The following is a 22,520-nucleotide window of genomic DNA, read 5'->3' on the forward strand; positions in this document are numbered from 1 at the left end:
ATCAGGTACGGGAGCGCTGCGCGGGTATGCCGTCCAGGCACAGGTTCCAGCGGCCCGCGCGGCCGGTGACCGTGGTCGCGGACAGCGGGCGGACGTCGATGTTCCAGTAGCTCGCGGGCGGCGCCTTCAGGGCGTAGACCAGGGCCGCGCGGATCACCGACGGCTCGGCGACCGCCACGATCCGGCCGGTGTCGTCCCCGGGGCGCGTGTCGAGCCAGCCGCCCACCCGGGAGATGAAGGCCAGCAGGGACTCACCGCCGTGCGGGACGGCTCGCGGGTCGGCGAGCCAGGCGTCCACCGCGTCCGGCTCCCGGGCCATCGCCTCGCCCAGGGTCAGCCCGCGCCAGCGGCCCATGTCACAGTCGCGCAGGGCCAGTTGGGCCAACGGGGCGTACCCCAGGGCGTCGCCGGTGGCCCGGCTGCGCGGGGTCGGCGAACAGTAGCGCAACTCGGCCGCCGCCAGGGGCAGCAGCCCGCCCACGACCTGTTGCACCTCGTCCCACCCCGCCTGGTCCAGCGGCCGGTCGTCCTCGAAGCGTTCGGCGAGCAGCGGGGCACCGCGCGCGGCGGCGACGAACGTCACCCTCAGTGGCATGCGGTGATGGTGTGCCGCCCGGGTGCCCAGGTCAAGAGCTGCCGCCTGTGAGCTACCGGCGGTACGCGGTCACGCACACGGGCGGACACCCCGCCCGGCACCTCCGGCCGCGTTCGGCGTCCGCACAAGGGCCGCTCACAGCATCTCGTCGCAAGCCGCCCGCAGCCGTCGTACCCCCTCCGTGATCTCCCCGGGGCCGGCGACCGCCGCGAAGCTCAGGCGGAGGTGGGCGGCCGGGGGTTCGGCGCTGAAGTAGGGGCGGCCGGGGGTGAGGGCGACGCCGGTGCGCAGGGCGGCGGCGGCCATGGCCGTGTCGTCGGTGCCGTCGGGCAGGCGCAGCCAGAGGTGGTAGCCACCGGACGGCACGTGCGGCAGGGCCAGTTCGGGCAGCCGGGCCGCGAGGGCGCCGGTCATGGTGTCCCGGCGGGCCTTCAACTCGACTGAGAGGGCGCGCAGATGGCGGGGCCAGGCCGGGGAGCCGACCAGTTCCAGGGCGGCCTCCTGGAGCGGGCGGGGCACGAAGAAGCTGTCCACGACCTGGATGGCGCGCAGCCGTTCCAGCACCGGGCCGCGCGCGGCGAGGGCGCACACCCGGAAGCTGGGCGAGGTCGCCTTGGTGAGCGAGCCGACGTGCACGACCACGCCGTCCGGGTCGTCGGCGGCCAGCGGCCGGGGCAGCGGGCCCGCGTCGGCGTGCACCAGGCGCCGTACGAAGTCGTCCTCGACGACGAACGCGCCGGCCTCGCGGGCGATCCGCAGCACCTCGGCGCGCCGGGTGGGGGCGAGCACGGCGCCGGTCGGGTTCTGGAACAGCGGCTGGCAGACGAACACCCGGGCGCCGCTGGCCCGGAAGGCGTCGGCCAGCAGACCGGGCCGTACCCCGTCGGCGTCCACCGGGACCGGGACCGGGCGCAGGCCGGCCGCTCGGGCGAGGGCGAGCATGCCCGGGTAGGTGGGCGACTCGACCAGGACGGGGGCGCCGGGCGGGGCGAGAGCGCGCAGGGCGGTGGCCAGCGCGGCCTGGCCGCCCGCCGCGATCAGCACCTCGGCGGCCGTCACGGCGCCGCCGATGTCGCGCGCGAACCACTCCCGCAGTTCCGGCAGCCCTTCCAGCGGGGGCCTCCCCCAGGCACCCGGCCGCCGCCCGGCACGGGCCAGCGCGGCGGCCATGGCCCGCTCCGGCTGTAGCGAGGGGTGCGGATAGCCGCCGTTGAACTCCAGTACCCCCGGCGGCGGGGCGGCCAGCGAGACGGTGACCCCGGAGGCGTCGACGGTGCGCGGTACGAGGTCGGCGGCGCCGTCGGCGCTCAGCGCGACCTCCTGCCAGGAGGTGTCGCCGGCCGGGGTGGGGGTGTCCGGGCGCGGGTCGGCCCGGAAGGCGCCGGCGCCGGGCCGGGTCACCACCAGCCCCTCGGCGGAGAGCTGGGCGAGGGCCCGGGAGACGGTCACCGGACTCACGCGGAACCGTTCGACCAGTGCTCGGCTCGACGGCAGCTTTCCTCCGGGTGAGTAGCGGTTCAGGTCCCGGCGGAGCTGTTCCGCCAGTTCGCCCACGCTGCTACGCTCGTTCATGAAGACTGACAATAGCGCTACTCTGCCGACCTCGATAGCGGTCACCGCCCCGCGCGAGCGCCGGACGCTCGGCACCGGGCTGGCCGCCCTGGGTGTCGCCTCCTTCTCGCTGACCTTCCCGGCCACCGCCTGGGGTCTGGAGAGCTTCGGCCCCTGGTCGCTGGTGACAGTGCGCAGCGCGCTGGCCGCGCTCGTCGCCGGCGGCTGTCTGCTCGCCCTGCGCGTGCCGCTGCCCGAGCGGCGGCATCTGCCGGGGCTCGCGGTCGTCGCCCTGGGCACGGTGCTGGGCTTCCCGCTGCTGACCACGCTCGCCCTGGAGACCTCCAGCACCGCGCACGCGGCCGTGGTGGTGGGCCTGCTGCCGCTGACCACGGCCGCCTGCTCGGCGCTGCGCACGGGCCACCGGCCCTCGCGCCGGTTCTGGACGGCGGCGACGGCGGGCGCGGCGGCCGTGCTCGCCTTCACCGTGGCGCAGAGCGGCGGCGCGCTCACGGCCGCCGACGGCTGTCTGTTCGGCGCCCTGCTGGTCTGCGCGGCCGGCTACACCGAGGGCGGCCGGCTGGCCGGGGTGATGCCGGGCTGGCAGGTGATCGGCTGGGCGCTGGTGCTGTGCCTGCCGCTGAGCCTGCCGGGCGCGGCGGTGGCGCTGGCGTACGAGCCGGCGCACCTCACCGGGCATGGCGTCGCCGGTCTGCTGTGGGTGGCGCTGGGCTCGCAGTTCCTCGGTCTGGTCGTCTGGTACCGGGGCCTGGCGGCCGTCGGCATCCCGCGCGCCAGCCAGTTGCAGTTGGCTCAGCCGCTGCTCACACTGGTGTGGTCGGCGCTGCTGCTGGGCGAGCACTTCACGGCGGCCGCTCCCGTGACCGCCGTCGCCGTGCTCGTGTGCATCGCCGTCACTCAGCGGTCGTGATCGTGAGGAGGGCCCCAGATGCGCGCGTCCAAGGGCGACCACCTGGTTCAGCACGGCCGGGTGGTCGGTCAGCACGACCAGGTCTCCGAAGTGGTCGAGGTGATGGGGCAGGAGGGAAGTCCGCCCTACCGGGTCCGGTTCGAGGACGGGCACGAGGCGATCATGTCCCCGGGACCCGACTGCCAGGTCAGGCACCAGGACATCAGGTACCAGGACCGGCGGGAGCCCTGAGCCGGGGTGGCTGAGCCGATCACCGGTAGTGGTCGGCGGCCACCCGTGCCATCGCCCCCACCGGGTCCTCCGCGACGTCCTTGGCGGCGAAGAACACGTGCCCGTCCACCTCGGGCCGGCGGGCGGCGAGCGTGAGGTGCCGGGACAGCTCGACCGGGTCCTGCCAGGCCGACGGCTCGTCGGCCGCCCCCGCCTTGTACAGCGCCTCGCCGACGTACAGCCGGGTACCGGTGCCGCTGACGGTGTCGGCCCACCAGTCGACCAGGGTCGCGTAGTCCGCGTCGGCGTCGCCGATGTGCCAGTACAGCTGGGGCACGACGTAGTCGATCCAGTGCTTCCTGACCCAGGTACGGGTGTCCGCGTACAGATCGTCGTACGTCTGGACGCCCGCCCGGGTGTCCGAGCCGCGCGCGTCGGACGAGGCGTTGCGCCACACCCCGAAGGGGCTGATCCCGAAGGGGGTGCCGGGCCGTACCCGTGCGACGCCGGCGGCGGTCTCCCGCACCAGTCGGTCGATGTTGTCCCGCCGCCAGGCGGCCCGGCTGGTGAAGGCGTCTCCGTGGCGGTCGTAGGCCTCGTCGTCGTCGAAGGTCTGGCCGTCCTCCGGGTAGGGGTAGAAGTAGTCGTCGAAGTGGACGCCGTCGACCGGGTAGCGGGCGACCGCGTCGAGCATCGCCCGCTGGACGAAGGCCCGCACCTCGGGCAGGCCGGGGTTGTAGTGGAGCCGGCCGCCGTAGGACACCACCCAGTCGGGGTGCGCGCGGGCGGGGTGGGAGGCGGCGAGCCGGTCCGGGTCGGTGTGGTTCGCGATCCGGTACGGGTTGAACCAGGCGTGCAGTGCCAGGCCCCGGGCGTGCGCCTCCGCGACGGCGGTGCCGAGCGGGTCCCAGCCGGGGTCCTCGCCCTGGGTGCCGGACAGGTACGCGCACCACGGCTCGTACGGCGAGGGCCACAGGGCGTCGGCGGTGGGGCGGACCTGGAGGAAGACCGTGTTCAGCCGGCGGCGGACGGCCCGGTCGAGGTGGGCGGTCAGCTCCGCGCGCTGGGCGGCCGGGGCGAGGCCGGGCCGGGAGGGCCAGTCGCGGTTGAGGACGGTCGCGAGCCAGACGCCCCGCATCCCGGTCCCGCCGGGCGTCCCCGCGAGGCCGCCGGGAGCGGCCGCCGTGACCGGCCGCTCCGGGAGCGCGGTCGGGAAGCCGGGGGCCGCCGTGCCGAGCGCCGAGAGGGCGGTGAGGGTGAAGGCCCGCCGGGTCATCCGCGTCATCCGCGCACCGCCTACCCTCCGGATCCGCCGGGTCACGGATCGTTCCGCGGCCAAGAATGCCTCGCCCCGCGCGATCGATCATCGATACTTGGCGGTAACGTGCACGATCGGAGCAGGCGCCGCACCCGGAGGTCTGCCAGCGAGCCGGAGAATCCAGCGAAGGGGACGATGTGACGGGCATCCCAGGGGGAGACATTGCGCGCGTCGGAGTCGTGGGCTGCGGCCAGATGGGCGCGGGCATCGCCGAGGTGTGCGCCCGCGCCGGCCTGGACGTGAAGGTCGCCGAGACCACCGGCGAGGCTCTGGAGTACGGCCGTACCCGGCTGTTCAGCTCCCTGGCCAAGGCCGCCGAGCGCGGCAAGATCAGCGAGGCGGAGCGGGACGCCACCCAGGCGCGGCTCGGCTTCACCACCGACCTGGGCGAGTTCGCCGACCGGGATCTGGTGATCGAGGCCGTCGTGGAGAACGAGCAGGTCAAGACGGAGATCTTCCAGGTCCTGGACCAGGTCGTGACCCGTCCCGACGCGATCCTGGCGTCCAACACCTCCTCGATCCCGCTGGTGAAGCTGGCGGTCACCACCTCCCGCCCCGACCACGTGGTCGGCATCCACTTCTTCAACCCGGCCCCGGTGCAGCGGCTGGTCGAGCTGATCCCGGCGCTCACCACCTCCGAGGGCACGCTCAGCCGCGCCCAGGTCTTCGCCGAGAAGGTGCTGGGCAAGCACGCCATCCGCGCCCAGGACCGCTCCGGGTTCGTGGTGAACGCGCTGCTGGTGCCCTACCTGCTGTCCGCGATCCGAATGTTCGAGTCGGGCATCGCCAGCCGCGAGGACATCGACAACGGCATGGAGATGGGCTGCGCGCACCCGATGGGCCCGCTCCGGCTCTCCGACCTGATCGGTCTGGACACGATCGTCTCCATCGCCAACTCGATGTACGCCGAGTACAAGGAGCCGCTGTACGCCGCTCCCCCGCTGCTCCAGCGCATGGTCGAGGCGGGGCGGCTGGGCCGGAAGACCGGCTCGGGCTTCTACAGCTACGCCTGATCGTCCGGCGGTCACCGCCTTCCCTCACGCAGAGCGACGCTCGCGGGCCCGGCACCGTAAACGGAGCCGGGCCCGTTCGTTTCACACACCGTGTGCGCGCCGGGCACGCATATGCCCGTCACACACGCTCCCCACGCGCTCACCAGGCGAGTTGACTCTGCATGCGCATGCAAGGGAAGCGGAACCATCCGTACCGACTACCGAAAGGAGCGGATCCGTGACCGCCGATCCGCAGCATCCCGTGGTCCATGGTGAACTCGCAGAGTTACGGCGCCGCCTGGACGTGTCCTACGTCCGTGTCGAGGGCGGCATCGCCCTGCTGCGGCACCGCACCGAGGAGACCGCCAAGGAGCTGGACGAGCTGAACACCCGCCTGGCCTCGCTGGAACACGCCCGCTGGCCGCTGCCCTCGCTCGCCGCGCTCACGGCGCTCGGCGCCCTCGTCGTGACGGTCTGGCAGGTGCTGCCGGCCCACTAGGCGCATGTCGCCGGCCTCGGTTCGCTAGCCCTCGGCGAGCCTGAGGTGGTGCAGCAGCAGTAACGCGGCCGCCATGTTGGCGGCCGGGACCTCCCCACGGGCGATCAGGTCGGGAACGAGCTTGAGCGGGACCCATTCCCGGCGGTCCGACTCGAAGTCGTCCACGGGGTGCCCGATGTACTCGCCCTCGTCGGACCAGTAGATGTGGTGCCGGGCGTCGGTGAGCCCGTTGGACGGCTCCACGCTCATCAGGTGGTGCAGACGTCCCGGCCGCCAGCCGGTCTCCTCCTCCAGTTCCCTGGCGGCCGCGCACGCGATGTCCTCGCCGTCCTCGACCACGCCCGCCGCGAGTTCCCAGCCCCAGCTGTCGGTGATGAAGCGGTGCCGCCACAGCAGCAGGACCTCGTTGGCCTCGTTGACGACGGTGGCCACGGCCACGGGCCGCAGCCGGATGAGGAAGTGGTCGAGATGCCGGCCGTCCGGCAGCTCGACATCCGCGAGATTGACGCTGAACCAGCGGTTTTCATAGACAGTTTGTTCGTTCTGTTTCGTCCACTGCACGGTTCTGCCACCTTCCTGCGAGTAAGTGGCAATATCGCAGCAGTGACCGTGGAGCCACAGTGGGCCTGCCGGGCCCGCCCGGACTACATGGGGACGCGCAGCGCGCCGTCGATGAGTTCGGCGGCCTCCGCGGTGCCGGCCGAGCCGCAGCGCACCAGGTGCTCACGCACCGCCCGGAGCCGGTCGCGCAGCCGCTGCGACTCCATCCCGCGCGCCTGCTCCGTCATCCGTACGGCGGTGGCGACCGCCTCGTCGGCGTTGCCCTGGCGCAGCTCGATGGTGCTGAGCATGGCCAGCCGGTGCACCCGCCCCCGGTCGTGCGCGGGATTGTCCACCGCGGCGGCGGCGTGCTCCCGGGCCGCTGCCAGCTCGCCCAGGCTCAGCAGCGCCTCCGCCACCTGGACGTTGACCAGTCCGGGCTGGACGTAACCCGTCTCGTCGGGCTCGTGCCCGCGCATGATCCGGTCGGCCGCCTTCTCGGCCCGCTGGATACAGGACAGCGCGCTGCTCGCGTCGCCGAGGTGGGCGTACGCCTTGGCCTGCATCGCGTACAGGTCGGAGGCGAGCGCCGGGGTGATGTGCCGGCCGGCGGCGCGCAGCGCGGCCTCGGCGAAGGCGACGGCCTGCCGGAACTCCCGCATGAACAGCGCCTGGTTGACCAGCAGCGCTATCACGTAGGCGCCGAGTCCCCGGTCCCCGCTGGCCTTGGCCAGCCGCAGCGCCTGGTGGAAGTAGCGCTGGGCGAGGCCGTGGGCGTCGGAGTCGTAGGCGCAGATACCGGCGACGGCGACCAACCCGCCGGTGGCGTGGTGCAGTTGGCGTCCGCTGGCGTCGGTGTAGCTGCCCCGCAGCAGGGGCGCGGCCTCGGCGTTGAGGAAGCCGACGATCCGGGTGCGGGTCGCGATGCCGCCGGCCTTGCGGTACATCTGCTCGTAGTGCGTGCGGGCGGCGCGCAGCATCTGGATGTCGGCGGCGGTGACCCGGTGCCGGCCGCCGCGCGAGACGTCCACGTCCTCGGGCGGGTTCTCCCACTCCCACACCGGCATGACGGCCGGGGTGCCGGTGACGGCGGGCGCGCCGAGCACGTGCGGGCGCTGCTGTTCGTCGGAGCGCCACAGGGCGGTGGCCCGCTCCACGAACCCGTTCAGCGAGCCGGCGTGCGGGGTGCTCGGCTCGCCGGGCACCCCGAGGCCGATGTCGTCGAGGGTCACCGGCCGGTGCAGGCGGGCGGCCAGCACCTCGCAGATCAGGTCGGGTACCTGGCCGCGGGGCCGCTGGCCCTTCAACCACCGCGCCACGGCGGTGTGTTCGTAGCGGAGCGCGAGGCCGCGTCTCCGGCCGGCCTGGTTCACATGGGCGGCGAGACCCGCGTGCGAGATCCCCGCCTCGTCCAGGATGGCGTCGAGCAGAGTGTTGGGCTGCATGGGTGCCCCCCGAGTCGCCTGGTGCCGTCAGCGTAGTGCGTCCGCTATCACACGGGGTGTGAACGGAGTGCCCGCATCCGGTGCGTGTGCGCGCTGTCGCGGAGTGTGCCGGTTCCGGTTGACTGAGATGCCTCGTCAAGAGGCCGGCCGGGCCGTCGGCTCCCCCTCGAACAGCGGCGGCCCGGCTTCCACCGCGCGCTGGCGGTGGGTGGACGGGGTCCGGGCGGTGCCCGGGGCCGTCGGGCGGGGCGTGCCGGGTCTGGCCCGGTCGTTGCGCAGGACCAGGACCGCGACGTCGTCCGTGGGACGGCCTCCCGTGTGGGCGAGCAGGGCCGAGAAGACCGTGCGCAGCACCGACGGGGGCGACACCGGCTGCTCGCGTACGGCGGCGGCGCGCAGCGCCTCCGGCAAGGCGAAGAACCGGCCCCGGGCGTCCCGCGCGTCCTCCGCGCCGTCGGTGAACAGGACCAGGCTCTCGCCCGGGAGCAGGTGTCCGCAGGGCCGGGCCGCCAGGTCCGCCGGGAGCGGGAAGAGGCCGAGCGGCGGGAGCGGTTCGGCCGACCCGAGCGGTTCCACGGACGTCCCGCTCACCAGGTACGGCCAGGGGTGACCGCAGTTGAGGGCGGTGAGCGAGCCGTCCTTGCCGATCTCCAGGAGCAGCAGGGTCACGAACTCCTCGGCGACCGGGTGGTCGGGCTCCCGGCCGGCGTGCGCGGGGTGCTCGGCGCGGGCGCGTTCACGCAGGTGACGGGCGAGGGCACGGTCCAGTCGGCGCAGGACGCCGGCGGACTCGGGCTCGTCGTGGGCGGCCTCGCGGAAGCTGCCGAGGAGGGCGGCGACGGTGCCCAGCGCGGCCAGCCCGTGTCCGCGCACGTCGCCCATCACCACCCGCACCCCGTGCTCGGTGACGACCGCCTCGTACAGATCGCCGCCGATGCTCGCGCCCCGGTCGGCGGAGAGCTGGGCGGCGGCGACGGCCAGCCCGTCCAGGCGGGGCGGCAGCGGACGCAGGACCACGCTCTGCGCGGCCCGCGCCACCCGGCGGGCGAGCCGCAGCTCACGGAGCAGGGCGTGCCGGACGTGGCAGATCAGCCCGGTGCCGACGACGAGGAACACGACGCTGGTGACGATGCGGGCGCCGAGCCCGTTCTGCTGGGCGAGGGGGCAGCCGAACTTGTAGCCGACCGCCACGGCTCCCCAGAGGGCGGGGAGCGTGGAGCCCCGCCCGGTGGGCGCCCGTGCCTTGATACGGATCATGCCTTGGTCCCCCATGCTGGGCCCTGACAGAGCGGACGGACCGGCCCCGAGAGGCCGGTCCGATTCTGTCCACGGCATGGTCCGGGAGGGCCGGGTCGGCCGCGATTCCCACCCGAACGAGTGAGCACATCCCGGCCGGGCTCGCATTTATGCAGGCAGACAGCGGCGCCCGGCCGGGAAATCCCCGGCCGGGCGCCCACCTGACCTTGCGACGCGCGGGCTAGCCGCGCAGCACCGCCCCGGTGCGGTCGCCCGCGAGGGCCACCGCCGCGTCGCGGGCCGCCGAGGCCTCGTCGACCGTCAGGGTGCGGTCCCCGGCGCGGAACCGGAGGGCGTAGGCGAGGGACTTGCGGCCCTCGCCGAGCTGCTCGGCGTTCTCGTAGACGTCGAACAGCCGGATGGACTCCAGCAGTTCACCGGCGCCCTCGCGCAGCGCGGCCTCGACCTCGGCGGCCGGGACCGGCTTGTCCACGACCAGGGCGACGTCCTGCGTGGCGACCGGGAACGTGGAGATGCCCGGCGCCTGCGGGACACCGTCGCCGGCGGCCGACACGGCGTCCAGGTCCAGCTCCATCGCACAGGCGCGCTCGGGCAGCCCGAGGGCCTTCAGGACACGCGGGTGCAGCTCACCGGCATGGCCGACGACCCGCTCGGTGCCGTCGGCCGCGAGTACCAGCTCGGCGCAGCGGCCGGGGTGCCACGGACCGTACTGGCCCTTGCGGACGACCAGCTCGGCGCCGGCCTCGCGGGCGACGGCACGGGCCGCCTCCACCGCGTCGGCCCAGTCGGCCGGGCGGCCCCTGCCCCACCAGCCGGCCTGCTCGCGGGCGCCGGTGAGGACGACGGCGACATGGCGCGGCTGCTCGGGCAGCGCGGCGTCCAGCCGGGCGATCTCCTCGTCGGTGGGACGGCGGTCCGCCGGCAGGCGCACCGCGTCACGCCGCTCCGCGCGGGGGCGGAAGACCAGGCCGGTCTCGAAGAGGGCCAGGTCGTGCGAGCCGCGGCCGTCGTTGCGGCGCAGCGCGCCCAGCAGGCCCGGCAGCAGCGTGGTGCGGAGCGCGGGCTCCTCGTCGCTGAGCGGGTTGGCGAGCCTCACCACGCGGCGGGCCGGGTCGTCCGCCGCCAGACCGAGCTGGTCGAAGACCTGCTCGGTGAGGAAGGGGTAGGTCGGCGCCTCGACGTAACCGGCACCGGCCAGTACGCGGCCGATCCTGCGGTGCAGCCGCTGGCGGTGGGTGAGGCCGCGGCCGGAGGGGGGCTTGGGCAGCGTGGAGGGCAGGTTCTCGTAACCCTCCAGGCGGATGACCTCCTCCGCGAGGTCGTTGGCCTCGGCGAGGTCGGGCCGCCAGGACGGGGCGGTGACGATCAGCTCGTCCTGTCCGTAGACGTCGCAGCCGATCTCCTGGAGGCGGCGCACCACGGTCTCCCGGCCGTAGGTGACGCCCGCGACCCGGTCCGGGTGGTCCGCCGCCGTGGTGATGGTGTGCGGGGCGGAGGGCGCGATGATCTCGGTGACACCGGCCTCGGCGGTGCCGCCCGCGAGCAGCACCAGCAGGTCCACGCTGCGCTGGGCGGCGGCAGCGGCGGCGGCCGGGTCGACGCCCCGCTCGAAGCGGCGGGAGGCCTCGGAGGACAGCTTGTGCCGGCGGGCCGTCCGCGCGATCGACACGGCGTTGAAGTGGGCCGCCTCGATGACGACGTCGGTCGTGGCGTTCGCCGTGTCGTCGTGGTCGGCGATCTCCGTGTTGGCGCCGCCCATCACGCCGGCGAGGCCGATCGGGCCGCGCTCGTCGGTGATGACCAGGTCCTCGGCGTGCAGGGTCCGCTCGACGCCGTCGAGGGTGACGAGCTTCTCGCCCTCCTCGGCGCGGCGCACCCCGATGGCGCCCTGGACCAGCGTGCGGTCGTAGGCGTGCAGGGGCTGGCCCAGCTCGGTCATCACGTAGTTCGTGACGTCGACGGCGAGCGAGATCGGGCGCATGCCGACCTTCTGGAGGCGGCGCCGCAGCCAGATCGGGGAGCGCGCCTCGGGGCTCAGACCGGTGACGGTGCGGGCGGTGAAGCGGTCGCAGCCGGCCGGGTCGGTGACCTGGACCGGGTAGCCGAAGGCGTTCGGGGCCGGCACGTCCAGCAGGGCGGGGTCGCGCAGCGGCAGGCCGTAGGCGATGGCGGTCTCGCGGGCGACGCCGCGGATGGACAGGCAGTCGCCGCGGTTGGCGGTGACGGCGATGTCCAGGACCTCGTCCACCAGCTCCAGCAGCTCGATGGCGTCCTTGCCCACCTCGGTCTCCGGCGGCAGCACGATGATGCCGTGGCTGCCGTCGTCGCCCATGCCCAGCTCCTCGCCGGAGCAGATCATGCCGTGCGAGACCTTGCCGTAGGTCTTGCGGGCGGCGATGGAGAAGCCACCGGGCAGCGTGGCGCCGGGCAGGACGACGACGACCTTGTCGCCGACGGCGAAGTTGCGGGCGCCGCAGACGATCTCCTGCGGCTCGCCCGTCCTGTTGGCCTGACCGACGTCGACCGTGCAGAAGCGGATCGGCTTCTTGAAGCCCTCCAGCTCCTCGATGGTCAGCACCTGGCCGACGACCAGCGGGCCCTTGAGGTCGGCGCCGAGCAGTTCGACGGTCTCGACCTCCAGACCGGCCGAGATGAGCTTGGCCTGGACGTCACGGCCGGTCTCGGTGGCCGGCAGGTCGACGTACTCCCGCAGCCAAGAAAGCGGGACCCGCATCAGATCTCCATCCCGAACGGCCGGGTGAACCGGACGTCACCCTCGACCATGTCTCGCATGTCCTCGACGTTGTGGCGGAACATCAGCATCCGCTCGATGCCGAACCCGAAGGCGAAGCCGCTGTACCTCTCCGGGTCGACGCCGCAGGCGGCCAGCACCCGCGGGTTGACCATGCCGCAGCCGCCCAGCTCGATCCAGCCCTCGCTTGAGCAGGTGCGGCAGGGCCGGTCGGGGTTGCCGACGGACTCGCCGCGGCAGACGTAGCACACCATGTCCATCTCGGCGGACGGCTCGGTGAACGGGAAGAAGTTCGGCCGCAGCCGCGTCTTCATGCCCGCGCCGAACAGCGACTGGACCATGTGGTCCAGGGTGCCCTTGAGGTCGGCCATGGTCAGGCCCTCGTCCACGGCGAGCAGCTCGACCTGGTGGAAGACGGGGGTGTGGGTCGCGTCCAGCTCGTCGGTGCGGTAGACGCGGCCCGGGCAGATCACGTAGACCGGCAGCTCGCGGTTGAGCAGTGAGCGGATCTGCACGGGCGAGGTGTGGGTGCGCAGCACGACGCCGGAGTCGGCGGTGCCGTCCTCCCCCCGCACGAAGAAGGTGTCGGCCTCGCCGCGGGCCGGGTGGTCGGGGCCGATGTTGAGGGCGTCGAAGTTGAACCACTCGGCCTCGACCTCGGGGCCCTCGGCGACCTCGTAGCCCATGGCCACGAAGACGTCCTCGATGCGCTCCGAGAGCGTGGTCAGCGGGTGCCGGGCGCCGGCCGGGACGCGGTCGTACGGCAGCGTGACGTCGACGTCCTCCTCGACCAGCACCCGGGCGTCCCGGTCGGCCTCCAGTTCGGCCTGGCGGCCGGCGAGGCCCTTGTTGACGGCGCCGCGGGCCTGGCCGACCCGCTTGCCGGCCTCGGCCTTGGCGTGCGGGGGCAGGGCGCCGATCTCGCGGTTGGCGAGGGCCAGCGGGGAGGCCGGGCCGGTGTGGGCGACCTTGGCCTCGTGGAGCGCGTCGAGGGAGCCCGCGGCGGCGAAGGCGGCGAGCGCCTCGTCCCGCATGCGCTCGATCTCTTCCGGTTTCAACGCCTCGACCTCGACAGGGTCGTACGACTTATTGGGTGCCGACATCTCTTCCCGTGCTTCCGATTGGCTGGCGGATGGTCCCCGTCACCGACTGATGAGTCATCGACTCGTGAGCCACCGACTCGTGAGGGCCGCGTGAAGGACACAAAGGTGCCAAAGGCCGAGTCTAACGGGGTGGGGGTGGACGAAGAGCCCGTGGGCCGTCAGGCGAGATACGCCGGGGTCGCCACGGGCAGCGTAAATCGGAACTCGGCGCCGCCGCCGGGAGCCCGGCCGACCGTGATGGTGCCGCCGTGGGCCTCCACGATGCCCTTGACGATGTAGAGCCCGAGGCCGGTGCCGCCGCGCTTGCTGCCCCGCCAGAAGCGGGTGAAGACGCGGTTCATGGACTCCTCCGGGATGCCGGGCCCCTCGTCGCTCACCGTGACCGACGTGGCCGTTTCCTCGCCCTCGCGCGGTGAGGGCGCGGGCGTGACACCAATGGTGACGGTTCCCTCGCCGTGCCGCACGGCATTTTCGATGAGGTTGCTGAGCACCTGGTCGACCTTGTCGGGGTCGGCCCACAGGGCGGGCAGCGGCTGCTCGACGCGGAGCAGGAAGCGGTCGGCGGGCTGGCCGGCGGCGACGTAGGCCTGGATGTGCCGGGAGACGGCGGCGCCGATGTCGACGGGCTGCCGGCGCAGTTCCAGACGCCCGGAGTCGATCCGGGAGATGTCGAGCAGCTCGGCGATGAGCCGGGTGACACGGTCGGCGTCGGCGTCGACGGTCTCCAGCATGAGCCGCTTCTGGTCGTCGGTGAAGCGCTCCCACTTGGCCAGCAGGGTGGCGGTGAAGCCCTTGACGGAGGTCAGCGGGGAGCGCAGCTCGTGGGCGACGGTGGCGATCAGCTCGGCGTGGCTGCGCTCGGTACGGCGCCGGGCCTCGGTGTCCCGCAGGGAGACGATCACGCGCCGGACCGGTCCGAGGGGCCGCTCGCGCACGTACCGGGCGCAGACCAGCACCTCCCGGCCGCCGGGCAGCAGCAAGTTGCGCTCGGGCTGGCGGACCCGGATGGCGAGGCCGCCGTAGGGGTCGGTGAGCTGCCACCAGCGGCGCCCCTCCAGGTCCTCCAGGGGCAGCGCCCACTCCAGCGGCCGGCCGAGGGCCGCCTCGGCCGGTACGGCGGTGATGCGGGCGGCGGCGGCGTTGAACCGGACGACCAGACCGCGCTCGTCGGCGATCACCAGTCCGTCGGGCAGTTCGTCGGCGATCAGCAGCCCGTCAGGCAGTTCATCGGCGATCCGCAGCCTGTCGGGCAGTCCGTGGGCGTCGGCCTCCGGGCCGGCCTCGCCGTGCCGGTGCGCGGGTGCCTGCCGCGCGCCCCTGTCATCGGGCGTGGTGCTGGTGCCGGCCACCGTCATCCCCGTACCCCACCTCTCCTACGGTGCAGGGGTCCGAGCTGGTCACCCTACTAGCTCCGGGTGACGGACCGGCACCCTTGGGCGGCGCGCTGTGCACGGGCCGACGCGTAGAGACATACGGCCGCGGCGGTCGCGAGGTTCAGGCTCTCGGCCCGGCCGTGGATGGGGACGCGGACGACGGCGTCGGCCAGCGCGCGGGTCTCCTCCGGCAGGCCCCACGCCTCGTTGCCGAAGACCCAGGCGGTGGGGCAGCCCATGGTGCCCTCGTCCAGCTCCTCGTCCAGGTCCCGGTCCCCGGCGCCGTCGGCGGCGACGACGCGCACCCCGGCGTCCTTCAGCTCGCGTACGGCCTGTTCGACGGGGACGCCGACGGCGACGGGCAGGTGGAAGTGGGAACCGACGGAGGCGCGGACGGCCTTGGGGTTGTACAGGTCGACGGAGGCGTCGGTGAGGATCACGGCCTCGGCGCCGGCGGCGTCGGCGCAGCGCAGCACGGTGCCGGCGTTGCCGGGGTCGCGCACATGGGCGAGGACGGCGACGAGCCGGGGGCGGGCGGCCATGATCTCGGCGAACGGGGTGTCCAGGAACCGGCAGACCCCGACCAGGCCCTGCGGGGTCACGGTGGTGGAGATGTCGGCGATGACCTCTTCGGAGGCGAGGTGCACCCGGGCGCCGGCCTCGCGGGCCGCCCCGACGATGTCGGCGTACCGCTCCGCGGCCTCGACGGTGGCGAACAGTTCGACGAGAGTCGCGGTCCCGTCCGCGCCCCGGTGCCCGGCGGCCTCCCGGGCGGCCTGCGGCCCCTCGGCGAGGAACAGCCGCTCCTTCCCCCGGAAGTTCCGCTTGGCCAGCCGCCGAGCGGCGACGACCCGCGCGGACCGCGAAGAGATCAACTCAGGAGAAACGAACGCCATCCTCACACTTCCCGAGACAGGGGGGGGTGCGCCCCGCCAGGGGCACGGGGAACTGCGCGCCCAGCCACAACGAATTCGCAGCCGAACGAGAACCCCTCACACCAACAACAGGACCCGCAAGCCATGACAGCCTGCGGGCCCAGTGAGCGTCGGCTAAAGCCAGCGCAGCGTCACGCGGCCTTCGGCGCGTTGACGTCCGACGGCAGCGCCTTCTGCGCGACCTCGACGAGCGCGGCGAACGCGTTCGCGTCGTTCACGGCCAGCTCGGCCAGGATCTTGCGGTCGACCTCGACGTTCGCGGCCTTCAGACCCTGGATGAAGCGGTTGTAGGTGATGCCGTTGGCGCGGGCAGCGGCGTTGATGCGCTGGATCCACAGCTGACGGAAGTCGCCCTTGCGCTTCTTGCGGTCGTTGTAGTTGTAGACCAGCGAGTGGGTGACCTGCTCCTTGGCCTTGCGGTACAGGCGCGAACGCTGACCGCGGTAGCCGGAGGCCTGCTCGAGGATCGCCCGGCGCTTCTTGTGGGCGTTGACTGCCCGCTTGACGCGTGCCACTTGTTAACTCCTTGTAGCGGGGTCGTGGTGGGTGCTCACACGACCCGGAAACGACTGGGTCCCGGTGTGGGCGTACGGCGCTCGACGCGTGGTGAGCGCGGGTACGTCACTTGCCGAGAAGCTTCTTGATCTTCGCGGCGTCGCCCGGGGCCATCTCGGCGTTGCCGGTGAGGCGACGCGTGACGCGGGACGACTTGTGCTCGAGCAGGTGGCGCTTGCCGGCGCGCTCACGGAGCACCTTGCCGGAGCCGGTGACCTTGAAGCGCTTGCTGGCACCGCTGTGCGACTTGTTCTTCGGCATAGCGCCGTTCTCTCCTCGTCAGTGGCGCTCCGGTGCCCGGTCGCGAGAACCGGGCACGGTGGAGCGTCGCTCTCTTGTTTCGGTTACATCCTGGGGACTGGGGGTCCCCCGGGATCACGCCTCGGCGGGCTCCTCGGACGGCTCCTCGGACGGCGCCTCAGCCTCGGCGGGGTTCTGCGACTTGCCGGGGTTCGCCTTCGCGTCGGCCTTGCGGGCCTCCTGCGCCTGACGGGCCTCGGCCATCGCCTCGGTCTTCTTCTTGTGCGGACCGAGGACCATGATCATGTTGCGGCCGTCCTGCTTCGGGTTCGACTCGACGAACCCGAGGTCCTGGACGTCCTCCGCGAGGCGCTGGAGCAGTCGGTAGCCCAGCTCGGGCCGGGACTGCTCACGACCACGGAACATGATCGTGATCTTGACCTTGTCGCCCTGCTTGAGGAACCGGACGACGTGACCCTTCTTGGTGTCATAGTCGTGCGGGTCGATCTTCGGCCGGAGCTTCATCTCCTTGATGACCGTGTGCGCCTGGTTCTTGCGCGCCTCACGGGCCTTCATGGCCGACTCGTACTTGAACTTCCCGTAGTCCATGAGCTTGCACACGGGCGGACGGGCGTTCGCCGCGACCTCGACCAGGTCCAGGTCGTACTCCTGTGCAAGCTCCAGTGCCTTGGCGAGCGGGACGATGCCCACCTGCTCGCCACTGGGACCGACAAGTCGCACCTCGGGAACGCGAATCCGGTCGTTGATGCGGGGCTCGGCGCTGATGGATCCTCCTCGATAGCACCACGCGACGGTCTGGCGGACAGCCGCGTAACTCTGTTCGTTAGACCTAACCGCGCCGAAGCACAAAAAATGCCCCGGACGATCACAGGCGGGCTCCAATGACTACCGGAGCACCGCCGCGATGACCGCGGGGCGCTATCGGGCGGCTCCATCGTCCGTACGGAACGATGGGGGCCGCCTGACCGGAGACCCGCCGCCCCCAAGGACGGTCAGGTGGGAGATCGGAGCCTCCACTTGTGGGCCGGGCACAGTCGTGTCCGGCCGGTCGTTACACAAGGTTAGCAGCAACCCCGGGGTACCGCTAATCGGAGCCGTCCGCCCGGCCCGGACCAGGGCCGCTTAGGGTGTGGGACATGAGTGACACCCCTGCCGAGTCCCCCGACTTCGACGCGATGACCCGCGACATCGCCGAGGTCCCCGCCGTCGAGGTGATCGTGACGGTCGCCGTCAACCTGATGAGCGCCGCCGCCGTGAAGCTCGGGCTCAGCGAGGAGGGCGAGAAGTACAAGGACCTGGACGAGGCCCGCAAGCTGATCACCGCCCTCGCCGGTCTGCTGGACGGCGGCGCGACCGAGATCAGCTCCTTCCACGCCGCGCCGCTGCGCGACGGCCTGAAGTCGCTCCAGCTGGCGTTCCGCGAGGCGTCGATCGTCCCGGACGAGCCGGGCCAGGGCCCGGGCGAGAAGTACACGGGCCCGATCTACGGCTGATCCGTCCGACCCGTCCCGCTCACTCCTTCGCGTACAGGGGCTCGCCCGGAGGCGTGGTCCCGGCCGGCAGCAGTGCCAGGTCGAGACCGCGCACCAGGCGGGCCCGCAGCGTCTCGTCGGCCGCCAGGCGCTCGGCGACCGCGCGGGCGGCCTCGGCGGGCGGGGCGGCCGGGTCCAGGACGAGGGCGAGGGTGCCGTCGGCCCGCCCGGCACCGAGGTGGGCGCGCAGGACGGCCGGCTCCGCCGCCACCGCCGCCCGGACGGCGGCGCGGACGGCCGGGTCGGCGAGCGGGTCGGTGCTGGTGCGGCCCTCGGCCAGGGCGAGCAGCGCCGGTCCGGTCAGCTCGAAGGCCACGGGCCCGGCGAGGTCCAGCACGACCGTGTCGGCCCGCTCGTGCGCGGCGGCCTCCAGCGCCTGGTGCAGCGGTACGGCGACCGGCCGGGCCCCCGGGTCCCAGCGGGCCAGCGAGTCGGTGGAGGTGAAGGCGGGCAGGGCGGTGCGCTCGCCGGCCTTCAGCGTGGGTACGGCCATCTCGCTGGTCTTCTCGCGGCGCAGACCGTTCGCGTCCTCCTCGACCTCGCCGAGCACGGCGACGACGGGCACCAGCAGGCGGGCGCCCTTGAGCGCCGCCAGCACGGGAGTGACGGCGGTGCGGTCCGCGGACCAGGCGGCGAGGGCCGCGCTCAGCCGGGGGTCGGCGGAGCCGTCGTCGTCGGAGTAGCCGGGGTCGGGGATGTTCATGTTCGCCACGGTCACCGACCCTATCGAGGGGATGCCGCCGCGCTCGTGCGGGGCCGGAAACACCGGTGACACCGCTTTCAGGGGAATCTCAGTCTTCCCTGACCCGTCTCTCACCTCCGCCCAACAGAGCGCACAGTCGGCGCCTCCAGCATCGCGGCATGGACTTCCCCGGACCACGTCGCGCCCGGCGCCGTGCGCACCCGCCCCGGCGCCGTTCCCCGCTGCACGCCGTGCTCGCCGTCGTCGCGGTGGCCGGGGTCACGGCGGGCGGCACGGTGTATGTGAAGGCCCAGGCGCACGGGAGTCCGAGGGCCGTATCGTCGGCGGCGTCGCCCTCGGCATCGGCCACGGCCGGGGCGGGTGAGGAGGCGACGGTGGAACCCGTGACGGAGCCCGCCGCGGTGGACCGGGAGGCGTCGCTGCGCCGGGTGCTGGAGAAGGTGGCCGTGCCGTCGGGCGCCCGGGTGTCGGCGGCGGTGCTGTCCCTGGACTCGGGCGAGAGCGCCGGGTACGGGCAGGCGGCGTTCGACACGGCGAGCATCGTGAAGGTCGACATCCTGGCCGCGCTGCTGCTCCAGGCGCAGGACGCGGGGCGGGGGCTGACGGCGGCGGAGCGGGCGTACGCCACGAAGATGATCGAGAACAGCGACAACGCCTCGGCGACCGAGCTGTGGCACGCGATCGGCGGCGCGAAGGGTCTCGACGCGGCGAACGAGCGGTTCGGGATGACGGCGACCACCGGCGGCTCGGACGGCCTGTGGGGGCTGACGCAGACCACGGCTGCGGACCAACTGGTGCTGCTGCGGCAGGTGTTCGGGGAGGACTCGAAGCTGAGCGCGGCCTCGCGGACGTATGTGCGGTCGCTGATGAAGAGGGTCGAGGCGGACCAGCAGTGGGGGGTGTCCGCGGCGGCGCAGGGGTCCTCGTGGGCGCTCAAGAACGGCTGGCTGGCGCGGAGCACGACCGGGCTCTGGGATGTGAACAGCATCGGGCGGGTGACGGTGGACTCGGCCGTGTACCTGGTGGCCGTGCTGTCCGAGGGGACGGCCAGTCAGGCGCGCGGGATCACGCTGGTGGAGGCGGCGGCGAAGGCGGCGGTACGGGGCTTCGCGCAGGCGTCGTAAGGGGGTGGCGCGGGTCTACAGGTGCCGCCTGCGCCCGCGCCACAGGACGGCGCCCGCCACCAGCAGGACACCCCCGAGGCCGCCCGCCAGCGGGCCCGCCCAGTCGGACGCGCCGCCGCCGGACTTCGGGGTGTCCGGGCCCGGGCCGAAGTACGTGTCGCCGTAGGCCGCAGGGCGCAGGGTCTCGGGTCTGAGGCGGGCCGCCGCCGCCAGGGCCGCCGCCGGGTCGATCATGCCGAAGCCCCGGGAGTCGTCACGGCCGCCCACCGGGGCGTTCCTCGCGGTGGTCTCCAGGAGCTTCTTGACCTGGACCGGCGTCAGGTCCGGGTGGGCGGCCTTGAGCAGGGCGGCGGCGCCGGAGACGAAGGCGGACGCGGCGCTGGTGCCCCAGCCCTCGTAGTACTTGTGGTCGGGGTCGGCGATCACCACGTTCACCCCGGGCGCGCTGACCGCGGCGTACCAGCGGCGGGTGGAGAAGGAGGCGCGGGTGCCGTACTTGTCGACGGCCGTGGCGGCGATCACGCCGGGGTAGGCGGCCGGGTAGGAGACGTGGTCGCCCTTGTCGCCGCCGTTGCCCGCGGAGGCGACGACGACCACGCCCTTCTTCAGGGCGTACTGCACGGCCTCGTCCTCGCTCGGCTCGGGGTGGGCGGAGTCGGAGTCGTCGCCGAGGGAGAGGTTGATGACGTCGGCGCCGTGGTCGGTGGCCCAGCGGATGCCGTCGGCGAGGGCGTTGCCGCGGGTGGAGCGGGCCTTGGCGCGGGCCGGGTCGCCGTCCTCCAGGATCACCCGGACCGGCAGGATCTTCGCGTCCGGGGCGACGCCCATCACCCCCTCGGTGCCGCCGGCGCCGTGGCCGTGCCCGGCGATGATGCCGGCCATGGCGGTGCCGTGCCGGGCCCAGGTGCGGTCACCGGGACCGGCGCCGAAGCCGATCATGTCCTTGGCGGGCAGCACGTTTCCGGTGAGGTCGGGGTGGTCGGCCTCGACGCCGGTGTCCAGGACGGCGACGGTGACACCGGTGCCCCGGGTGGTCTGCCAGGCCTCGGTCAGGTGCAGCGCGGACAGGCCCCACTGCTGGGCGCGGATGCTGTCGGCGTGCGCGGTGGCCGACGGCAGCAGGGCGAGGGAGCCGGCCAGCAGGAGGCTCAGGGCGGCGCCGGGAGCCCGGCGGGCGAGGCCGCGGACCGGGTGCCGGCGGCTCATGAGGACCCCTTCGTGGCCGCGTCGACGGTACGGCGCAGCCGGCGCTCGACGCGGTCGGACAGCCCCTGTGCCTCGTTGCCGAGACCGGCCTGGGCGGGTGCCGTGGTCGCGCCGGAGCGGACGGCGTCGGCGGCGGGCTGCGGCGTGTCGACGGTGCGGGCGTCGGCCCAGCCGGAGACGGCGTAGGCGATCACCGGGGCGTCGGGGAGAACGGACAGGGTCCAGGTGGCGCGCTGCGGGTCGCCGAAGCCGGCCGCGGCGGTGTCCTCGGCGGCGTAGGGGCGGGGCATCAGGTCGGTGCGGCGGTCGAGGTGCTGGTCGCGGTAACGGGTGGCGAGTGCGGTCATGGCGGCGGGGTCGGCCTTGGTGAACAGCAGGCCGACGGTGGTGACGTAGGTCTGGGTGGCGTCGGTGTAGGTGGCGCGCAGCAGGCGCCGGCAGCCGAGCGGGGCGAGGAGCTTGCGGAGCAGCGGGTCGAAGGCGTGCGCGCAGCCGCTGTCCGGCGCGACGGCGATCCGGGTCCAGGTGCGGTCGGCTCCGCCGGGGCCGGCGCCGGTGCCCTGGACGGTGGCCGGGAAGAGCTGGTCCACGGGCGTGCTGTGCCAGAGCGCCCCGGCGGTGGCGTACGCACTCGCCGAGCCGTCCTCCCCACCGCCCCCGGTGAGCCAACTCCCGGTCACCGCACCGCCGATGAGCCCGACCCCGAGCACGAGACAGGCGGCGGCCACGGCCGCCCGGGCGCGATAGCGAGGGCGGGTGGGGGCGGCCGCGACGGGCGGTACGGGGGCCGAGGTCCAGCCGGCGGTGGGGTGGCCCGGGACGGGCGCCCCGGGCCGGGCGGCGTCCTGGGGGTGCCGGGTGCCGGCCGACGCGGGGTCACCCGTGCCCGGCCGGACGGCACCACCGAAGTTCGGTGAGTCAGCAGGCGTCGCGATGCCCGCTCCGGGGCGGACGGCGCCCCCTGCGTACCGGGACTCGGCCGACACCGGGCCACCGGTACCAGGGCGGACGACGCCGGTACGCGGGGAACCGGCCGGCGCCGGGCCGCCCGCACCGGGGCGGGCAGCGCCATCGAGGTGCCGGGCGTCGGTCTTCGCCGGGCCACCGGTACCCGGGCGGGCGGCGCCACCAGGGTGCGAGGAATCGGCCGGCGCCGGGCCGCCCGTACCAGGACGCGCTGATGCTCCACGCCTCGATGGTGCCGAGGGAATCGGGCGGAGCCGGGTCGTGGTCTCTTCGGGTGTCTCGGCCGGGGCCGCGCGGCCGGAGGGGCCGGCACCGCGCGCACCCGGCGGGGTGTCGGGGAAGCGCGCCGAGGCGGGCGGAGGCGGCGGGCTGACGGGTTCCCCGGCCTCGGGCACGCCTCCGCGGGCGGCCCTGCGACCAGCACCGGGGGCACCGGCCGACGCGCCCTCGTCCGCCCTGCCCGCACCGGTCCCCGGCAGGGACCGCCCGGAACCCGGACGCCCGCCGCCGCCGACAGGCCCCGTAGAGCCGGGCGGAGCCGCGTCCGCGCCCTGGCCGATCCTCGGCACCCGCGTCGGGCGCGACGGGCCCTCGTGTCCCCTGGGGGTGCGCGGCGTGAAGACCGACGGCTCTTCGTCCGGGTCGTCCTCCGGGCGGGGTGAGGGGAATCGG

22 protein-coding genes are annotated in these 22,520 nt (G+C 73.8%); 6 read left to right on the top strand and 16 right to left on the bottom strand.

Annotation, left to right across the window (positions count from 1 at the left end):
* Position 1: 1 nt before the first annotated feature.
* Together NX794_RS11830 and NX794_RS11835 are read right to left on the bottom strand one after the other, a co-directional pair.
* Entirely contained in the window at positions 2 to 595 is a 594-nt protein-coding gene (locus NX794_RS11830; protein ID WP_258778377.1) for a histidine phosphatase family protein, read from the bottom strand.
* A 135-nt stretch (positions 596 to 730) separates the two neighbouring features.
* Positions 731 to 2,167, bottom strand: coding sequence for an aminotransferase-like domain-containing protein (locus NX794_RS11835; protein WP_258778378.1), 1,437 nt, complete (start codon positions 2,165 to 2,167; stop codon positions 731 to 733).
* Between NX794_RS11835 and NX794_RS11840 the strand changes: the two genes are divergently transcribed.
* Positions 2,166 to 3,077, top strand: coding sequence for a DMT family transporter (locus tag NX794_RS11840; protein WP_258778379.1), 912 nt, complete (start codon positions 2,166 to 2,168; stop codon positions 3,075 to 3,077). The two genes, NX794_RS11835 and NX794_RS11840, sit on opposite strands and share 2 nt — an antisense overlap.
* A gap of 18 nt (positions 3,078 to 3,095) precedes the next feature.
* Positions 3,096 to 3,308, top strand: a complete 213-nt coding sequence (locus NX794_RS11845) for a DUF1918 domain-containing protein (protein ID WP_258778380.1) — start codon at positions 3,096 to 3,098, stop codon at positions 3,306 to 3,308.
* A 19-nt stretch (positions 3,309 to 3,327) separates the two neighbouring features.
* Here NX794_RS11845 and NX794_RS11850 read toward each other — a convergent pair whose 3' ends face one another.
* Positions 3,328 to 4,572 carry a glycoside hydrolase family 10-like protein gene (locus NX794_RS11850; protein ID WP_428985891.1) on the bottom strand — a complete coding sequence of 415 codons (1,245 nt, stop codon included), beginning with the start codon at positions 4,570 to 4,572 and terminating at the stop codon, positions 3,328 to 3,330.
* Positions 4,573 to 4,742: 170 nt separating this feature from the next.
* On the opposite strand from NX794_RS11850, the gene NX794_RS11855 reads away from it, so the two are divergent.
* On the top strand, positions 4,743 to 5,618 hold the full coding sequence (locus NX794_RS11855) for a 3-hydroxybutyryl-CoA dehydrogenase (RefSeq protein WP_309505981.1): 876 nt from the start codon (positions 4,743 to 4,745) through the stop codon (positions 5,616 to 5,618).
* Between the two features lie 217 nt (positions 5,619 to 5,835).
* Positions 5,836 to 6,096, top strand: a complete 261-nt coding sequence (locus tag NX794_RS11860; protein ID WP_258778382.1) for a hypothetical protein — start codon at positions 5,836 to 5,838, stop codon at positions 6,094 to 6,096.
* 24 nt (positions 6,097 to 6,120) lie between these two features.
* On the opposite strand, the gene NX794_RS11865 is transcribed toward NX794_RS11860, so the two are convergent.
* The 10 genes from NX794_RS11865 to infC all read right to left on the bottom strand — a co-directional run bounded on the left by NX794_RS11865 (position 6,121) and on the right by infC (position 17,082).
* Entirely contained in the window at positions 6,121 to 6,657 is a 537-nt protein-coding gene (locus NX794_RS11865) for an NUDIX hydrolase (RefSeq protein ID WP_258778384.1), read from the bottom strand.
* Positions 6,658 to 6,740: 83 nt separating this feature from the next.
* Positions 6,741 to 8,081, bottom strand: coding sequence for an NsdA family TPR-like regulatory protein (locus NX794_RS11870; protein ID WP_258778385.1), 1,341 nt, complete (start codon positions 8,079 to 8,081; stop codon positions 6,741 to 6,743).
* 135 nt (positions 8,082 to 8,216) lie between these two features.
* Positions 8,217 to 9,338: a PP2C family protein-serine/threonine phosphatase gene (locus NX794_RS11875; protein WP_258778387.1), complete on the bottom strand. Its 1,122-nt coding sequence runs from the start codon at positions 9,336 to 9,338 to the stop codon at positions 8,217 to 8,219.
* 220 nt (positions 9,339 to 9,558) lie between these two features.
* On the bottom strand, positions 9,559 to 12,072 hold the full coding sequence (gene pheT / locus NX794_RS11880; protein ID WP_258778388.1) for a phenylalanine--tRNA ligase subunit beta: 2,514 nt from the start codon (positions 12,070 to 12,072) through the stop codon (positions 9,559 to 9,561).
* Positions 12,072 to 13,193: a phenylalanine--tRNA ligase subunit alpha gene (gene pheS, locus NX794_RS11885; RefSeq protein ID WP_258778389.1), complete on the bottom strand. Its 1,122-nt coding sequence runs from the start codon at positions 13,191 to 13,193 to the stop codon at positions 12,072 to 12,074. The genes pheT and pheS overlap by 1 nt, the downstream gene beginning before the upstream one ends.
* Before the next feature lie 158 nt (positions 13,194 to 13,351).
* A complete protein-coding gene (locus NX794_RS11890; protein WP_258778390.1) occupies positions 13,352 to 14,548 on the bottom strand; it encodes a sensor histidine kinase in 1,197 nt (398 codons plus the stop codon).
* Positions 14,549 to 14,598: 50 nt separating this feature from the next.
* Positions 14,599 to 15,462: a TrmH family RNA methyltransferase gene (locus tag NX794_RS11895; protein ID WP_258778391.1), complete on the bottom strand. Its 864-nt coding sequence runs from the start codon at positions 15,460 to 15,462 to the stop codon at positions 14,599 to 14,601.
* Positions 15,463 to 15,632: 170 nt separating this feature from the next.
* Positions 15,633 to 16,016, bottom strand: a complete 384-nt coding sequence (rplT, locus tag NX794_RS11900; RefSeq protein WP_006141703.1) for a 50S ribosomal protein L20 — start codon at positions 16,014 to 16,016, stop codon at positions 15,633 to 15,635.
* Positions 16,017 to 16,122: 106 nt separating this feature from the next.
* Positions 16,123 to 16,317 (bottom strand): 50S ribosomal protein L35, encoded by a 195-nt coding sequence (gene rpmI, locus NX794_RS11905; RefSeq protein ID WP_004933563.1) that lies wholly within the window; start codon positions 16,315 to 16,317, stop codon positions 16,123 to 16,125.
* Positions 16,318 to 16,431: 114 nt separating this feature from the next.
* Complete coding sequence (infC, locus tag NX794_RS11910; RefSeq protein WP_258778599.1) at positions 16,432 to 17,082, bottom strand: translation initiation factor IF-3; 651 nt, start codon at positions 17,080 to 17,082, stop codon at positions 16,432 to 16,434.
* 371 nt (positions 17,083 to 17,453) lie between these two features.
* Here infC and NX794_RS11915 point away from each other — a divergent pair, with 371 nt between their 5' ends.
* On the top strand, positions 17,454 to 17,810 hold the full coding sequence (locus NX794_RS11915; protein ID WP_258778393.1) for a DUF1844 domain-containing protein: 357 nt from the start codon (positions 17,454 to 17,456) through the stop codon (positions 17,808 to 17,810).
* 19 nt (positions 17,811 to 17,829) lie between these two features.
* Here NX794_RS11915 and NX794_RS11920 read toward each other — a convergent pair whose 3' ends face one another.
* Positions 17,830 to 18,561, bottom strand: coding sequence for an SseB family protein (locus NX794_RS11920; RefSeq protein ID WP_258778600.1), 732 nt, complete (start codon positions 18,559 to 18,561; stop codon positions 17,830 to 17,832).
* 149 nt (positions 18,562 to 18,710) lie between these two features.
* Here NX794_RS11920 and NX794_RS11925 point away from each other — a divergent pair, with 149 nt between their 5' ends.
* Positions 18,711 to 19,676, top strand: coding sequence for a serine hydrolase (locus tag NX794_RS11925; protein WP_258778394.1), 966 nt, complete (start codon positions 18,711 to 18,713; stop codon positions 19,674 to 19,676).
* A gap of 15 nt (positions 19,677 to 19,691) precedes the next feature.
* Here the strand turns inward: NX794_RS11925 and mycP are convergent, their stop codons facing one another.
* Complete coding sequence (gene mycP / locus NX794_RS11930) at positions 19,692 to 20,882, bottom strand: type VII secretion-associated serine protease mycosin (protein WP_258778395.1); 1,191 nt, start codon at positions 20,880 to 20,882, stop codon at positions 19,692 to 19,694.
* Complete coding sequence (locus NX794_RS11935) at positions 20,879 to 21,868, bottom strand: hypothetical protein (RefSeq protein WP_258778396.1); 990 nt, start codon at positions 21,866 to 21,868, stop codon at positions 20,879 to 20,881. Before NX794_RS11935 ends, mycP begins: the two co-directional genes overlap by 4 nt.
* Positions 21,869 to 22,520: the final 652 nt, after the last annotated feature.

It is taken from the genome of Streptomyces pyxinicus (assembly GCF_024753135.1).
In the GTDB taxonomy this organism is placed as follows: domain Bacteria; phylum Actinomycetota; class Actinomycetes; order Streptomycetales; family Streptomycetaceae; genus Streptomyces; species Streptomyces pyxinicus.

Excerpts from the sequence above, each read along its gene's own strand:
- NX794_RS11830 (WP_258778377.1), bottom strand. The coding sequence starts at position 595 with ATGCCACTGAGGGTGACGTTCGTCGCCGCCGCGCGCGGTGCCCCGCTG.
- NX794_RS11840 (WP_258778379.1), top strand. The coding sequence starts at position 2,166 with ATGAAGACTGACAATAGCGCTACTCTGCCGACCTCGATAGCGGTCACC.
- NX794_RS11835 (WP_258778378.1), bottom strand. The coding sequence starts at position 2,167 with ATGAACGAGCGTAGCAGCGTGGGCGAACTGGCGGAACAGCTCCGCCGG.
- NX794_RS11845 (WP_258778380.1), top strand. The coding sequence starts at position 3,096 with ATGCGCGCGTCCAAGGGCGACCACCTGGTTCAGCACGGCCGGGTGGTC.
- NX794_RS11850 (WP_428985891.1), bottom strand. The coding sequence starts at position 4,572 with ATGACGCGGATGACCCGGCGGGCCTTCACCCTCACCGCCCTCTCGGCG.
- NX794_RS11870 (WP_258778385.1), bottom strand. The coding sequence starts at position 8,081 with ATGCAGCCCAACACTCTGCTCGACGCCATCCTGGACGAGGCGGGGATC.
- NX794_RS11875 (WP_258778387.1), bottom strand. The coding sequence starts at position 9,338 with ATGATCCGTATCAAGGCACGGGCGCCCACCGGGCGGGGCTCCACGCTC.
- pheT (WP_258778388.1), bottom strand. The coding sequence starts at position 12,072 with ATGCGGGTCCCGCTTTCTTGGCTGCGGGAGTACGTCGACCTGCCGGCC.
- pheS (WP_258778389.1), bottom strand. The coding sequence starts at position 13,193 with ATGTCGGCACCCAATAAGTCGTACGACCCTGTCGAGGTCGAGGCGTTG.
- NX794_RS11890 (WP_258778390.1), bottom strand. The coding sequence starts at position 14,548 with ATGACGGTGGCCGGCACCAGCACCACGCCCGATGACAGGGGCGCGCGG.
- NX794_RS11895 (WP_258778391.1), bottom strand. The coding sequence starts at position 15,462 with ATGGCGTTCGTTTCTCCTGAGTTGATCTCTTCGCGGTCCGCGCGGGTC.
- rpmI (WP_004933563.1), bottom strand. The coding sequence starts at position 16,317 with ATGCCGAAGAACAAGTCGCACAGCGGTGCCAGCAAGCGCTTCAAGGTC.
- NX794_RS11915 (WP_258778393.1), top strand. The coding sequence starts at position 17,454 with ATGAGTGACACCCCTGCCGAGTCCCCCGACTTCGACGCGATGACCCGC.
- NX794_RS11925 (WP_258778394.1), top strand. The coding sequence starts at position 18,711 with ATGGACTTCCCCGGACCACGTCGCGCCCGGCGCCGTGCGCACCCGCCC.
- mycP (WP_258778395.1), bottom strand. The coding sequence starts at position 20,882 with ATGAGCCGCCGGCACCCGGTCCGCGGCCTCGCCCGCCGGGCTCCCGGC.